The sequence below is a fragment of the Roseateles sp. GW821-FHT09H10 genome (assembly GCF_059415865.1).
Genome location: NZ_JBWKOB010000002.1, coordinates 248,267 through 260,901, shown reverse-complemented (window position 1 = coordinate 260,901; position 12,635 = coordinate 248,267). Strand labels below are relative to the sequence as shown.

The window sequence follows — 12,635 nt, the reverse complement described above, 5'->3', positions numbered from 1 at the left end:
CCCCCGTGGTCCGGGGGTCAGCCGGGCGGCTGGCTCTGGGTGCTGGCCGTGGCCGCTGGCCGGTCGGCGATATGGGCCGCCATCGCCAGCAGGCCGACGCCGGCGGCGGCACCCAGCCACAGCCAGCGCTTCCACCAGGCCCCGGGCTTGGGAGGGGGCAGGGCATCCAGCGGGGCGGGGGCGGTGGCGCTGCCAGCACTGCGGGAAGGACTCAGGCCCAGCCACTCGCGCAGCTCGTCGGCCAGGCTTTCGGCGCCGCGCATGCGCAGCTCCGGCGAGTCGGCCATGGCCGAGCGCAGCACGGCGTCGAGCTTGATCTGCTGGGCTTCCTTCAGCGTCGGCCACTGGTCGCCGGCGCTGCCGCGCAGCGGGGCCAGGCCCTTGGGCGTGTCTTCCCAGCCGCAGATGAAGACGCGCGCCAGGGCCCCGAGGCCGAAGACCTCGCTGGCCAGGGTGGGCGGCTCGCCGTTGCGGCGCTCGGGGGCGACGAAGGCGGGCGATGCGCCGAGGCTCAGGCCGCGGTCGAAGGGATCGGTGGGGTCGGGAATCTTGGTCAGGCCCAGGCCCATCAGGCGCACGTCGCCTTCGGGGCCGAGCCAGATCATGGCGGGGTCGATCTCGGCCAGCAGCCAACCCTGCTGGTGGGCCGAGCGCAGGGCCTCGCAGAGCTGCACCAGCAGGTCGACGCGCTGGCGCAGGCCCAGGCCGTGCAGCTGCGGCAGCACCGGCTCGCCATGCTCGCCCTCGATGATCAGATAGGGATGGGCGTCGGGCGTGACGCCGCTGTCGCTAGGCACGGCGATGTGGCGGTGCTGCAGCTTGGCGAGGTCGCCGGCCTGGTCGGCATAGCGCAGCATGACGCCCGCGCCCTGGTCGCTGCGGTCCAGCACGAGGACGGCGGACTTCTGCTCCGTCGCCAGTGCATGGTGGGCGCTGTACCACTGGCCGGCATGGGCCTGTTCGCCGTCGGGCAGGGGCTTCTCCAGCCGCCACACGCCCAGGGCCTGCCCCTCGTCCAGGGGCGCGGCGGCGGCTGGCGGTGGCAGTGAGAGGTTGGGCATGCGCATGGCGCGGCATATTAGGGGTGACCCCAGGGGTGCGGCCACCCCTCGTTGTTACAAACGGCGACCGTCCGAGCATTCGCTCACGCGGCTTTGCCGAGGGCTAGGCTCGCAGCTGCCGAAAGCTTCACGGACCGGCCTGGCGGGATACTGACCCATCGATGCTGGACGTCCTCGCCACCACTTTCCCCTTCTTCGCCCTGGTGCTGTGCGGCTGGCTGGCCGCCGAGCGCGGCTGGTTGCCCGACAGCGCCATCCCTGGCCTCAACGGCTTCGTGCTGTTCTTCGCGCTGCCCTGCCTGCTGTTCCGCTTCGGCCGCGACACGCCCCTCCTGCAGCTGCTGAACCCGGCCCTGATCGGCGTCTACCTGGCCTCGGCCCTGCTCATCGTCTTCTTCACGCTGGCGGTGACGCTGGCGCCGCCGGTGGGCATGAAGGACGCGGCCCTCGGCGCCCTGGTGGCGGCCTTCCCCAACACCGGCTTCATGGGGGTGCCCCTCATCGTGGCCCTGCTGGGCAGCCAGGCGGGCGGCGTCGTCGTCAGCACCATCCTGGCCGACCTCTTCGTGACCAGTTCGCTCTGCATCGCCCTGGCCCAGGCCGGCACCAATCTGCGCGCCGAGCGGGCGGCCTTCCTGCAGGCCATCAAGGCCGCGGCCTCCAACCCCCTGCCCTGGGCCATCGCCATCGGCGCCCTGCTCGGCGCCAGCGGCCTGGAGCTGGTGGGGCCGGTGAACAAGACCATCGCCATGCTGGGCGATGCGGCCTCGCCGGTGGCCCTGTTCACCATCGGCGCCGTGCTGAGCCGCTCGGGCCGCGCCAACCGCGCCGCCAGCCGCGTGACGCCGCTGCGTCTCTACCTGCCGGTGGCCGCCATCAAGCTGCTGCTGCATCCGGCCCTGGTGTTTGCGCTGGGCGCGGCGGCGCGCTGGCTGGGGGCGCCGCTGTCCAGCGGCCAGCTCATCGCGCTGACGCTGGCGGCGGCCCTGCCGAGCGCCAGCAATGTGTCCCTGCTGGCCGAGCGCTACGGTGCCGACAACGGCCGCATCGCCCGCATCATCCTGGCGTCGACGGCCCTGGCCTTCCTGACCTTCAGCGCGCTGGCCACCCTGCTCATGTAGGCCCCATTGCCGTGGCGTCAGCAGGGCCTGGCCTGCGGCTGCTGCGGCAGGCTGATCGCCACGCGCAGGCCGCCGCCGTCGCGGTTGCTCAGCGCGATGCGGCCGTCATGGGCCTCGGCGATCTCGCGCGCCAGCGCCAGGCCCAGGCCGGTGCCGCCCTGGGAGCCGGGCTCGGAGCGCTTGGTGGAATAGAAGGGCAGCAGGGCCTGGTGCAGCACCGCCTCGCTCATGCCGGGGCCGCGGTCCAGCACCTCGATGCGCAGCTCGCCGCCCACCAGGCCCAGGCGCAGCGCGATCTCGTCCGGGTCGCTGCCCGATTCGTGGGCGTTCTTGATCAGGTTCAGCAGGGCCTGCTCGATCTGGGCCGGGTCGAACCAGCCGGCCTCGGCGGGCAGCTCGCCGTCCAGGTTGAACTCGCCCAGCGTCGCCAGCCGGTTCAGGAAGGCGGCCCAGGCGACGGGCTCGCGCCGCGGCGCCGGCAGCTTGGCGAAGCTGGCATAGCCGGCCAGGAAGCCATGCAGATGCGCGGCGCGCTCGCCGATGCTGGCCAGCACCTGCGTCAGGCGCTCGGTGTCGCCGCGGCGCGCCAGCTCGGCGCCGCTGTGGGCCAGCGACGAGATGGGCGCCAGCGAGTTGTTCAGCTCGTGGCTGAGCACGCGGATGACGCGCTTCCAGGTGGCCACCTCGGCGCGCGACAGCTCGCGCGTCATGCGCCTGAGCAGCCGCAGGCGATGCGGCTGGCCCTGCAGCCGGAACGCGCGCGTGCTGTGGTGGAAGGTCTCTTCCGACCCGTCGGGCAGGGTCACGGCAAAGAGGCGGTCGCCGTCGCCGGCCAGGGCCTCGCGCAGCGTCTCGGGCAGTTCGGCGATGACGGTGCCGAAGTCCAGCCCGGTCAGGCTGCGGCCGTCGCCCAGCAGCTGGCGCGCGGCCAGGTTGGCGATGGCGATGCGCTCGCTGGGGGCGGTCAGCACCAGGGCGACGGGCGTGTTCTGCACCACGGTGTCCAGCAGCAGCTCGCGCTGGGCCAGGTGCTGGCGCTGCTCGCGCAAGGCCAGGCCGAGTTCGGCATGCAGGCGCGTCAGCATGGCCAGCTCGGGCGGGCCGTCGGGCGCCAGGTTGAGGCTGAAGTCGCCGTCGCGGTAGCTCAGCACCGCGCCTTCGAGGGCGCGCGTGAGCTTGAGCAGGGGCGCCAGCCAGAAGGCCGCCAGCCAGGCGATCAGCGGCAGCATGACCAGCACCGCCACGGCCAGCGCGACGCCGGCGTCCAGCCCCATGCGGCGCACGCCGAGGATGACGATGGGCGGGATCACGGCGGCGATCGCCAGCGCCAGCAGGGCGCGAGCCCGCAGCGAGAGAAAAGGCCTCATGGGTGAATCACTCGAATACTTGCGGGCCGAGCGCCGGGCCGCTCCCTAGCCGGCCCGCTTTGGCGATGTGCTTGCGGCTCAATGCCGCAAGCATCGCCGTCCCCGCGGGGGACCGGCCAAGGTAATCCTTGGACGAGGGGTGCCATGTTTACGGCGCGATTCCGTAACGTTCCAACCGCCGGTACAGCGCCTGGCGCGACAGGCCGAGCTGGCTGGCGGCGCGGCTGACGACGCCGCCGGCCGCGTTCAGCGCCGCGACGACGGCCTCGCGGCTGGGTTCGTCCAGGTTGCGGTAGGCGCCGCTGCCGCTGGCTTCCTCCAGCCCCAGCAGGGCCGGCGTGATCTCGCCGCCCTGGCAGAGCAGGGCGGCGCGCTCCACGGCGTTTTTCAGCTCGCGCACATTGCCCGGCCAGCGGTGGGCCAGCAGGGCCTCGCGGGCGGCCTCGCTGAGGCGGGCGCGGCCGGCGAGGAAGTGTTCAGCCAGCGGCAGCACGTCGTCGCGGCGATCAGCCAGGGCGGGCAGCTTGAGTTCGATGAGGTTGAGGCGATAGAACAAGTCTTCGCGAAACTGGCCTGACTTCACCATCGAGCGCAGGTCGGCATTGGTGGCGCTCAGCACGCGCACCTTGACCTGGCGCGTCTTGCTGGAGCCCAGGCGCTCGAACTGGCCAGTCTCCAGCACGCGCAGCAGCTTGACCTGGCCGGCCAGCGGCAGGTTGCCGATCTCGTCGAGGAAGAGGGTGCCGCCATCGGCCGCCTCGAAGCGGCCGACCCGCGCCTTGGCCGCGCCGGTATAGGCGCCGCTGTCGCTGCCGAACAGCTCGGCCTCGATGAGATCGGCGGGCAGGGCGCCGCAGTTCAGCGCGATGAAGGGGCCATCCTTGGCCGTCGAGTTGCCGTGCACGAAGGCCGCGATGCGCTCCTTGCCGGCGCCATTGGGCCCGGTGATGAGCACCGGCACGGGTGCCGCGGCGATCTGGCCGGCGAGCTCCAGCAGATTGGCCATGGCGTCCGAGCCGAACACCAGGCCGGCGAGGTCGTGGCGCCGCGCCAGCGCCGTGCGCCGTTCGCGCCGCGCCTCGCGCAGCTGGGCGATCTCTCGGTTGGCTTCGTCCAGCTCGAGCAGGTTCTCGACGGTGGCGACGAGCTTGGCGTCGTCCCAGGGCTTGGCCAGGTAGTCGGCGGCGCCGGCCTTGACCAGGGCCACGGCGGCGTCCAGCCGTGTCCAGGCGGTGAGCAGGATGATGGGCAGGTCGGGCCGGCGGGCGCGGATGGCGCGGAACAGGGCTTCGCCTTCCTCGCCCGAGGTGGTGTCGGCCGTGAAGTTCATGTCCTGGATGACCAGGCCGAAGGCGCGCTGGTCCAGCAGGGCCAGGCCGGCCTCGGGGCTGGCGGCGACGCTGGCCTCGATGTCATGCAGGGACAGCAGCAGCTCCAGGGCCTGGCCCACGCCGGGGTGGTCGTCGATGATCAGTACACGTCGCATGGGGGATCTATTGGGGCTCGAGCCAGACGCGCTCCGAGGTCTCGCGGCGGATGCGGAACGTGGCGGCCGCACGCGGCTGGCCGCCGGGTGGCGGCGAGAAGTCGAAGCGGCCGTTGGCCAGGGCGTGCAATTCGGTGTGGGTGAGGTTGGGGCCGAGCGCGAAGACCAGGGCCACGCAGTCCTCGGGGACGACGGTGTAGCGGAGGATGCGGCCGCATTGCGTGCGGCCGGCGCCGATGAATTCGCAGATCTCCTCGCGCTTGCTGCCGGGCTTGAAGACATAGAAGCGGTCCCAGCCGAAGCTGGTCAGCTTGGCCAGGTCCACCACCTGGGCCGCCGGATCGCGCACGAGATCGCCGATGCGCTGGCTGATCATGCCCGGGCCATGGGCGACCTCGCTGCAGGCAGCAAGGGCGAGGCACAGGGCCAGGGTGGCGAGGAGGCGGGGCATGGGGGGAGGATAGCGGGACGCACTGCGGGGTCTGTTGTCGCGCAGCGTCCGTCAAGACCAGACGTTTGCGGGCAAACCTGCAGAGCAGAACTCGCTTGCTGGGGTGCAAACCGCCGTTGCATGCCGCTGGCCCGGCTGGCAGAGTCTCGGCGTCGGTGCGCAACCGGATTGCTGTGCGGAACGATGGCCAGGAGGGCGAATTCGCTTGCCGGACAAGAGGTTGGCTGGCGCGAACAGCGTGGCGTTGAGCGTCAAAGGCTGGAGTTGAGCAGCGCACCGTGCGGCATAGACCATGAGTAGGAGTGCAATGACACCAGCAGAACGCGAGCGATGGCGGCAACGGAGACTGGCTGAATTCCTCTCAGGATTGAGAGTGCTTGGCTTCCTCATACTCCCCGTTTGGCTCATCTTCCTGTGTGTCAACGCCGTCGCGCCGTCCTATCTTTGGCTCTGCGGAGTCGCGTTGGGTGCCGGCGCCATCCTCTTTGGTGCGGTGCGCTTCTCGCGCACGCCACCAGATGCGCTTCTGCCTGCTGACACGGGGCGAGAAAGCCGTCCTTCGGCCAGGCAGCACTACCTTGTCTGCATCATCGGCGGCATCCTCATTTTGCTCATTTGTGCGTGGTCGGGCTATGTAGCGCGCTGACGCTAGCTTCTCGGCGCAGTGCTAGTCTGCCCGCATGAGCGAGCAAAAGAAGATCGAGCTTTACGACGGCCCCGCCGGGGGCTGGGGCGCGCTGAAGAGCGTCGCCAAGCATTTGAACGAGCAGGGCGTGGCCATCAAGGGCGCCAAGACCCTGCTGCATGCCAACCAGACCGACGGCTTCGACTGCCCCGGCTGCGCCTGGCCTGATCGCGATCACCGCTCGACCTTCGAGTTCTGCGAGAACGGCGCCAAGGCCGTGGCCGCCGAGGCCACCGCGCGGCGCGCGACGCCCGAGGTGATCGGTGCCAAGACCTTGAAGGAGTGGGCCGAGGCCTCGGACTTCGACCTGGAAGCCACCGGCCGGCTGACCGAGCCCATGGTCTATGACGCCGAGACTGATCGTTATCAACGCACCAGCTGGGACGCCGCCTTCGCGCTGATCGCGCGCGAGCTGCAGGCGCTGCCCGATCCCAACGAAGCCATCTTCTATACGTCGGGCCGCACCAGCAACGAGGCTGCTTTCCTTTACCAGCTCTTCGTGCGCGAGTACGGCACCAACAACTTCCCCGACTGCAGCAATATGTGCCACGAGCCCAGCGGCTCGGGGCTCAGGCCCACCATCGGCGTGGGCAAGGGCACGGTGACGCTGCACGACTTCGAGCAGGCCGACTGCATCCTCGTCTTCGGCCAGAACCCCGGCACCAACCACCCGCGCATGCTGGGCGAGCTGCGCGCGGCCCGCAAGCGAGGTGCCCGCATCGTCAGCTTCAACCCGCTGCGCGAACGGGGCCTGGAGCGCTTTGCCGATCCGCAAAACGCGATGGAGATGGCGACGCTGGGCGACTCGCCCATCAGCAGCCACTATTTCCAGTTGAAGGTCGGCGGCGACTTCGCCCTGCTCAAGGGCATGTGCAAGCGCGTGGTCGAAACGGCCAAGCTGGACCAGGCCTTCATCGCCGAGCACACGACGGGCTTCGAGGCCTTCATCGCCGAGCTGCGCGAGCAGCCCTGGGAGCCCCTGGTCGAGGCCTCGGGCCTGACGCGCGAGCAGATCGAGCAGGCCGCCGATATCTACGCCGGCAGCGAGCGCGTCATCGCCTGCTGGGGCATGGGCATCACCCAGCACCGGCATTCGGTGGCGACCATCCAGATGATCGTCAACCTGCTGCTGCTGCGCGGCAACCTGGGCCGCGAGGGCGCTGGCGCCTGCCCGGTGCGCGGCCACAGCAATGTGCAGGGCGACCGCACCATGGGCATCTACGAGAAGCCCGCGCCGGCCTTCCTCGACAAGCTGGGCGCCGTGTTCGGCTTCGAGCCGCCACGCGCGCATGGCTATGACACCGTGGGCGCCATCCAGGCCATGCTGGACGGCAAGGGCAAGGTCTTCATCGCCATGGGCGGCAACTTCGCCGCCGCGACGCCTGACACGGCCGCCACCTGGCGCGCGCTGCGCCAGTGCGAGCTGACCGTGCACATCACCACCAAGTTCAACCGCAGCCATGTCGTGCATGGCCGCCAGGCCCTGGTGCTGCCGGTGCTGGGCCGCACCGAGATCGATGTGCAGGCCACGGGGCCTCAGGGCGTCACGGTGGAAGACTCCATGAGCATGGTGCATCTGTCGGCGGGCATGAATGCGCCGGCCAGCGAGCACCTGATCTCCGAGCCCATGCTGGTGGCGCGCATGGCCGCTGCCACGCTGAAGCACAGCCGCACGCCCTGGCTGCAATTGGCCAGCAACTACGCCAGCATCCGCGACAAGATCGAGGCCGTGCTGCCCGACTTCGCCGGTTTCAACGACAAGATCAAGGCGCCCGGCGGCTTCCGTCTGCGCAACACCGCCAGCGAGCGCGTCTGGGCCACGGCCAGTGGCAAGGCAGAGTTCAGCACCCACGCGATGCCGACCGACCTGGCCGTGCAACGCGTGGCCGACCGCCAACGCGACGTCCGCGTTTTCACGCTGACCACGCTGCGCTCCCACGACCAATACAACACCACCATCTACGGCCATGACGACCGCTACCGGGGCGTCTACGGCCACCGCCGCGTCGTCTTCATCCATGCCGAGGACATCAAGGACCTGGGCCTGAAGGCCGGCGATTGGGTGGACATCACCAGCCTCTATTTCAGCGAGACCGGCAGCGAGGTGCAGCAGCGCCGCGCCGAGCGTTTCCTGCTCGTCGCCTACGACATCCCGCGTGGCTGCCTGGCCAGCTACTACCCCGAGACCAATCCGTTGGTGCCGCTGGAGAGTTTTTCCATCACGGCGCGCACGCCGACGTCCAAGTCCATTCCGGTCGTGCTGAGCCCGCATGCGCGAGCAATTGCTGCAGACCCTGCATGAGCTGGCGCCGTGCGGCGAGCCGGTCGCGCTGACGCGATTGGCCAAGCGTCTGGACGAGCGGGTCAGCGTGCTGCTGCGTGAGCTGACGGCGCTCAGTGACGCCCGCGTCGGCGGCGTGGCCGGGCCGGGATTGGTGGAGCTGGCCTGCGACGACGCCGGGCGGTGGACGGTTCGTCTACTCGCCTAGCCGATCGAGCAGCTCCGCGTCGACGATGTCTATGCTGCGATAGCCCAGCTTCAGCGCGCCGGCCTTGGCCAGTTCGCCCAGCTCCTTGCTGAGGGTCTGGCGCGTCAGGCCCAGCATCATGGCCAGGGCTTCCTGCGACACCGGCAGGCGCTGGCGCGGCTCGCTGGACAGCGTCGCGTCGCCGCGCGCCAGCAGGGCCAGGCGGCGCGCCAGGCGTGCCCGGGTGGGGCGCAGCGTCGCGTCCTCGACGATGCCGAACAGCGTGCGCAGCCGGCCGGCCATCAGCCGCGCCAGAGCCGTCGCGAAGACAGAGTCCTGCATGAAGCGCGCGAAGGCTTCGGCCGGCACGGCGAAGACGGCCGTGGCGCCAACAGCGGTGGCGTCATGCACGCGCGGACCGCCGTCCAGCAGCGAGATCTCGCCGAACCAGTTGCCGGGCTCCAGCACCGCGAGGATGGACTCGGTGCCGTCCACCGAGGTGCTGCTGGCCTTGATGGCGCCACGGCAGACGGCGTGCCAGTCGCCCGGCGCATCGCCCTGGCGGAACAGCACCTCGCCGGGGCTGAGCTTGTGCACGCGGCCGGCGGCCAGCACCGCCTCGGACAGCGCGGCGGGCAGGGAGGCGAACCAGGGGTTGGCGCGCAGGGCCTGGAGTTCGGACATGCCCTGGATTGTCTGGTTTCAGACAGAGCGCCCCGCCCCTGGCATGCCCCAATCGCGGCACAACAACCCAGGAGACAGACATGACGATGACCGTGCGCGACCAGGTGTCGGCCGAGGAATGGAAGCTGCGCGAGGACCTCGCGGCCTGCTACCGGCTGGTGGCCTGGATGGGCTGGGACGACCTGGTCTTCACCCACATCAGCGCCCGGGTGCCCGGCCCCGAGCACCATTTCCTCATCAACCCCTATGGCCTGATGTTCGACGAGATCACGGCCAGCAGCCTGGTCAAGGTCGACGCCGAATGCCGCAAGGTCATCGAGTCGCCTTATCCGGTCAACCCGGCCGGCTTCGTCATCCACAGCGCCGTGCATGCGGCGCGGCATGACGTGCAGTGCGTGCTGCACACCCACACCACCGCCGGCGTGGCCGTCAGCGCCCAGGCCGGCGGCGTGCTGCCCATCTCACAGCAGTCCACCTTCGTGCTGGCGTCGCTGGGCACGCATGGCTACGAGGGCGTGGCCTTCCGCCCCGATGAAGGCCCGCGCCTGCAGGCCGACCTCGGCGCCAACACCTTCCTGCTGCTGAAGAACCATGGCCTGCTGACCGTTGGCGCCTCGGTGGCCGATGCCTTCCTGGCCATGCATGCCTTCGAGGCGACCTGCCGCATCCAGCTGGCCGCGCAGAGCGGCGGTGGCGCTTTGACCCCGGTGGACCCGGCTATCCTGCGCGGCACCGCCGAGGCCATGCGCGTGCAGACCGGGGGCATGGGCGGTGCCTTTGTCTGGCCGGCGCTGCTGCGCAAGCTGGACCGTATGGGTAGTCAATACAAGGACTGAAGCCATGACCGCCGTTGTGCTGACGAATGCGCTGCTCGCCGTCCTCGCCGTCGTCATGGCGGGCCTGGGCCTGAGCCTGACGGTCGAAGACTTCCGCCGCCTGCGCGAGCACCCGCTGGCCGCGGTGCTGGCCCTGGGCCTGCAACTGCTGGTGCTGCCGCTGGTCTGCATCGGCGTCATCGCGGCCTTCAAGCTGCCGCCGCTCTACGCCGTCGGCCTGATGCTGCTGGCCGCGTCGCCCGGCGGCATCACAGCCAATCTGTTCAGCCATCTGTTCGGCGGCCATGTGGCCATGAACCTGTCGCTGACGGCGCTGAACACCCTGCTGTCCCTCGTCACCCTGCCGCTGATCGCCAACTGGGCCATCAGCCACTACGCTGGCGGGGGCCAGGTCGTGCCCCTGCCCTGGCAGAAGCTGGCCGAGGTCATTGGCGTCATCGCGGTGCCGGTGCTGGCCGGCATGGCGGTGCGGCGCTCGCGGCCCGACATCGCGGCGCGACTGGACAAGCCGGTGAAGGCCTTGTCCGCCGTGCTGCTGGTGGTGCTGACCGTGCTGGCCATCGCCAAGGAGCGCGAGGCCCTGCTGGGCGCCGCCGGCGAGCTGGGCGGCGCGGTGCTGGTGTTCAACCTGCTGAGCCTGGGTGCCGGCTATGGCCTGGGCCGGCTGGTGAAGCTGCCGCGCCCGCTGTGCATCGCCATCGGCTTCGAGGTGGGCATCCACAACTCGACGCTGGCCCTCTATCTGGCTCTGGGCGTGCTGCAGCAGTTTCCGGTCGCGCTGCCGGCGGCGCTGTATTCCGTCAGCATGTATGTCACCGGACTGCTCTTCGGGATGTGGTTGAAGCGCTCCAGCTGACACACTCGCGGCCATGAAACTCCTTGGCCGCCTCACTTCCATCAACGTCCGCAAGGTCATGTGGACCGCCGCCCAGCTCGAGCTGGACCTCGAGCGCGAGGACTGGGGCGCGGGCTTCCGCTCGCCGCAGGAAGCGGGCTATCTGGCGATGAATCCCAATGGCCTCATCCCCGTCCTCGTCGACGGCGACTTCACGCTGTGGGAGAGCAACAGCATCTGCCGCTACCTCGCCACGCAGCGCTATGCGACGACGCTGCTGCCGACCGAGGCGCAGGCGCGCGCCCGGGTCGAGCAGTGGATGGACTGGCAGGCCGGCGAGCTGAACAACAGCTGGCGGGTCGCCTTCATGGCCCTGGTGCGCGGCCAGCCCGCGGCACCTGAGGCCATTGCGGCGGGCGTGGCGAGCTGGAATCGCCACATGGGCATGCTGGATGCGCAGCTCGCGAAGACCGGCGCCCATGTGACCGGCGACGACTTCACGCTGGCCGATGTCGTGCTCGGCCTGTCGGCCCAGCGCTGGAAGAACGCACCCATCGAGCGGGTGGCGCTGCCGGCCGTCGAGGCCTGGATGCAGCGCCTGAGCCGGCGGCCCGGCTTTGCGGAGTACGTGAACAACGGCATGCCCTGATCAGGGCTTGGCCCGTGCCCGGTCGATGATCTGCCGACCCGCCTGCGTGGCGGCGGTGAGCTGCTCGGGCGTCGGCATCGACGACAGGCGCAGGCTGCGCTGCTCGATCAAGGCTTTGGCCACCGCCTGCCCGTGGGCGCCGGCCATCTCGCCGTAGGCGTACAGATAGCCCAGCCTCTCGGTCTGGTCGAGCTGCCAGCCTTCGACCGCGATGACGGCGCCCAGCAGGCTGCCGGGATGGCCAGCCTGGGCGTCGCGCCGCATCGCGGCCGTGACCTCTTCGCGCAGTGCCGGCGCCAGAGCCTCGGGCCGGGTCGCGCCCGCATAGACCGAGGCGGCCTCGGGCACGCCGGCGCGCAGGGACCGCAGGGCCAGCTCCGGCAGCAGCGCGCGGTGCTGGTCCGTGACGGTCTGGCAGCGCCGGCCCTCGGCGTCGGCTTCCTGCATCAGCTGCGTCATCATCTCCGGCGACACCCCCATGTTGCGCATCTGCTCGAAGCTGTGGCGGCGGTGCTCGGTGTCGGCGCAGCTTCGCAGCCACTGCACGGCTTCCCAGGCCGCCGCGGTGTCGGCGCCGGCCTGGGCGCGTTCGATGTGCGGGCCATAGCCCTCGGAGCCTACGCGGGGTGCGGCTGCCCTCGCGGCAGGCAAGGCTGCCGCAGGCGTGGCGCGTGCCGGGGCGCTGCTGGCCGCCGCCGAGGCTGTGAAGGCCGCGGCCGGCAGCGCCAGCGGCAAGGCCGCCACGGGCGATGCCGCCGTCGAAGCCGGGGTTGGGGCCGGCTCGCTCAGCGCCCACCACAGCGTGGCAGCCGCAGCGGCGCCGATGGCGAGCAGGATGAAGATCCAGCGCAGGGCGCTCATGGGGCTTCAGCCGCGCGCTTGTCGCCTGGGATGGCGAACGTCAACAGGATTTCCAGGGCAGGCCTCCACGCGTGCGAGGCGCGCAGCCTAGCTCAGCAATCGCGCGCGCCTCGCGCAGGCGGCCGGGTGAG

The 12,635-nt window shown here is 70.5% G+C and carries 13 protein-coding genes; 7 read left to right on the top strand and 6 right to left on the bottom strand.

What is annotated here, in order from left to right:
- Nucleotides 1-17 precede the first annotated feature (17 nt).
- The gene (locus AC07OY_RS09065) at nt 18-1,067 is read right to left on the bottom strand and encodes a serine/threonine-protein kinase (protein WP_495042231.1); all 1,050 of its coding nucleotides are present in this window, start codon (nt 1,065-1,067) and stop codon (nt 18-20) included.
- Nucleotides 1,068-1,222: 155 nt separating this feature from the next.
- Between AC07OY_RS09065 and AC07OY_RS09060 the strand changes: the two genes are divergently transcribed.
- The gene (locus AC07OY_RS09060) at nt 1,223-2,182 is read left to right on the top strand and encodes an AEC family transporter (protein ID WP_495042230.1); all 960 of its coding nucleotides are present in this window, start codon (nt 1,223-1,225) and stop codon (nt 2,180-2,182) included.
- Nucleotides 2,183-2,199: 17 nt separating this feature from the next.
- Here the strand turns inward: AC07OY_RS09060 and AC07OY_RS09055 are convergent, their stop codons facing one another.
- The 3 genes from AC07OY_RS09055 to AC07OY_RS09045 all read right to left on the bottom strand — a co-directional run bounded on the left by AC07OY_RS09055 (nt 2,200) and on the right by AC07OY_RS09045 (nt 5,486).
- A complete protein-coding gene (locus tag AC07OY_RS09055; RefSeq protein WP_495042229.1) occupies nt 2,200-3,549 on the bottom strand; it encodes a sensor histidine kinase in 1,350 nt (449 codons plus the stop codon).
- Nucleotides 3,550-3,697: 148 nt separating this feature from the next.
- Nucleotides 3,698-5,035 (bottom strand): sigma-54-dependent transcriptional regulator, encoded by a 1,338-nt coding sequence (locus tag AC07OY_RS09050; protein ID WP_495042228.1) that lies wholly within the window; start codon nt 5,033-5,035, stop codon nt 3,698-3,700.
- Between the two features lie 7 nt (nt 5,036-5,042).
- Complete coding sequence (locus AC07OY_RS09045; RefSeq protein ID WP_495042227.1) at nt 5,043-5,486, bottom strand: hypothetical protein; 444 nt, start codon at nt 5,484-5,486, stop codon at nt 5,043-5,045.
- Between the two features lie 373 nt (nt 5,487-5,859).
- On the opposite strand from AC07OY_RS09045, the gene AC07OY_RS09040 reads away from it, so the two are divergent.
- From AC07OY_RS09040 to AC07OY_RS09030, 3 genes are read left to right on the top strand one after another with little or no spacing between them, the layout of a single operon-like run.
- Complete coding sequence (locus AC07OY_RS09040; protein WP_495042226.1) at nt 5,860-6,132, top strand: hypothetical protein; 273 nt, start codon at nt 5,860-5,862, stop codon at nt 6,130-6,132.
- Nucleotides 6,133-6,166: 34 nt separating this feature from the next.
- Nucleotides 6,167-8,473: an FdhF/YdeP family oxidoreductase gene (locus AC07OY_RS09035; RefSeq protein WP_495042225.1), complete on the top strand. Its 2,307-nt coding sequence runs from the start codon at nt 6,167-6,169 to the stop codon at nt 8,471-8,473.
- Nucleotides 8,442-8,660 (top strand): hypothetical protein, encoded by a 219-nt coding sequence (locus AC07OY_RS09030; RefSeq protein WP_495042224.1) that lies wholly within the window; start codon nt 8,442-8,444, stop codon nt 8,658-8,660. Before AC07OY_RS09035 ends, AC07OY_RS09030 begins: the two co-directional genes overlap by 32 nt.
- Here the strand turns inward: AC07OY_RS09030 and AC07OY_RS09025 are convergent.
- Complete coding sequence (locus AC07OY_RS09025) at nt 8,649-9,323, bottom strand: Crp/Fnr family transcriptional regulator (protein WP_495042223.1); 675 nt, start codon at nt 9,321-9,323, stop codon at nt 8,649-8,651. The two genes, AC07OY_RS09030 and AC07OY_RS09025, sit on opposite strands and share 12 nt — an antisense overlap.
- Nucleotides 9,324-9,403: 80 nt before the next feature.
- Here AC07OY_RS09025 and AC07OY_RS09020 point away from each other — a divergent pair, with 80 nt between their 5' ends.
- Genes AC07OY_RS09020 through AC07OY_RS09010 form a run of 3 tightly spaced genes read left to right on the top strand, consistent with a single transcriptional unit; the run spans nt 9,404 to nt 11,643 of the window.
- Nucleotides 9,404-10,159, top strand: a complete 756-nt coding sequence (locus AC07OY_RS09020) for a class II aldolase/adducin family protein (RefSeq protein WP_495042222.1) — start codon at nt 9,404-9,406, stop codon at nt 10,157-10,159.
- A 4-nt stretch (nt 10,160-10,163) separates the two neighbouring features.
- Nucleotides 10,164-11,015, top strand: coding sequence for a bile acid:sodium symporter family protein (locus AC07OY_RS09015; protein ID WP_495042221.1), 852 nt, complete (start codon nt 10,164-10,166; stop codon nt 11,013-11,015).
- Nucleotides 11,016-11,028: 13 nt separating this feature from the next.
- Nucleotides 11,029-11,643, top strand: coding sequence for a glutathione S-transferase family protein (locus AC07OY_RS09010; RefSeq protein ID WP_495042220.1), 615 nt, complete (start codon nt 11,029-11,031; stop codon nt 11,641-11,643).
- On the opposite strand, the gene AC07OY_RS09005 is transcribed toward AC07OY_RS09010, so the two are convergent.
- On the bottom strand, nt 11,644-12,504 hold the full coding sequence (locus AC07OY_RS09005) for a hypothetical protein (RefSeq protein WP_495042219.1): 861 nt from the start codon (nt 12,502-12,504) through the stop codon (nt 11,644-11,646).
- Between the last annotated feature and the right edge of the window lie 131 nt (nt 12,505-12,635).

Bases quoted from the DNA above. Each gene is read 5' to 3' on its own strand.
- AC07OY_RS09010 (WP_495042220.1), top strand. From the start codon at position 11,029: ATGAAACTCCTTGGCCGCCTCACTTCCATCAACGTCCGCAAGGTCATG.
- AC07OY_RS09045 (WP_495042227.1), bottom strand. From the start codon at position 5,486: ATGCCCCGCCTCCTCGCCACCCTGGCCCTGTGCCTCGCCCTTGCTGCC.
- AC07OY_RS09065 (WP_495042231.1), bottom strand. From the start codon at position 1,067: ATGCGCATGCCCAACCTCTCACTGCCACCGCCAGCCGCCGCCGCGCCC.
- AC07OY_RS09030 (WP_495042224.1), top strand. From the start codon at position 8,442: ATGCGCGAGCAATTGCTGCAGACCCTGCATGAGCTGGCGCCGTGCGGC.
- AC07OY_RS09035 (WP_495042225.1), top strand. From the start codon at position 6,167: ATGAGCGAGCAAAAGAAGATCGAGCTTTACGACGGCCCCGCCGGGGGC.
- AC07OY_RS09020 (WP_495042222.1), top strand. From the start codon at position 9,404: ATGACGATGACCGTGCGCGACCAGGTGTCGGCCGAGGAATGGAAGCTG.
- AC07OY_RS09025 (WP_495042223.1), bottom strand. From the start codon at position 9,323: ATGTCCGAACTCCAGGCCCTGCGCGCCAACCCCTGGTTCGCCTCCCTG.
- AC07OY_RS09055 (WP_495042229.1), bottom strand. From the start codon at position 3,549: ATGAGGCCTTTTCTCTCGCTGCGGGCTCGCGCCCTGCTGGCGCTGGCG.
- AC07OY_RS09060 (WP_495042230.1), top strand. From the start codon at position 1,223: ATGCTGGACGTCCTCGCCACCACTTTCCCCTTCTTCGCCCTGGTGCTG.
- AC07OY_RS09005 (WP_495042219.1), bottom strand. From the start codon at position 12,504: ATGAGCGCCCTGCGCTGGATCTTCATCCTGCTCGCCATCGGCGCCGCT.
- AC07OY_RS09050 (WP_495042228.1), bottom strand. From the start codon at position 5,035: ATGCGACGTGTACTGATCATCGACGACCACCCCGGCGTGGGCCAGGCC.
- AC07OY_RS09015 (WP_495042221.1), top strand. From the start codon at position 10,164: ATGACCGCCGTTGTGCTGACGAATGCGCTGCTCGCCGTCCTCGCCGTC.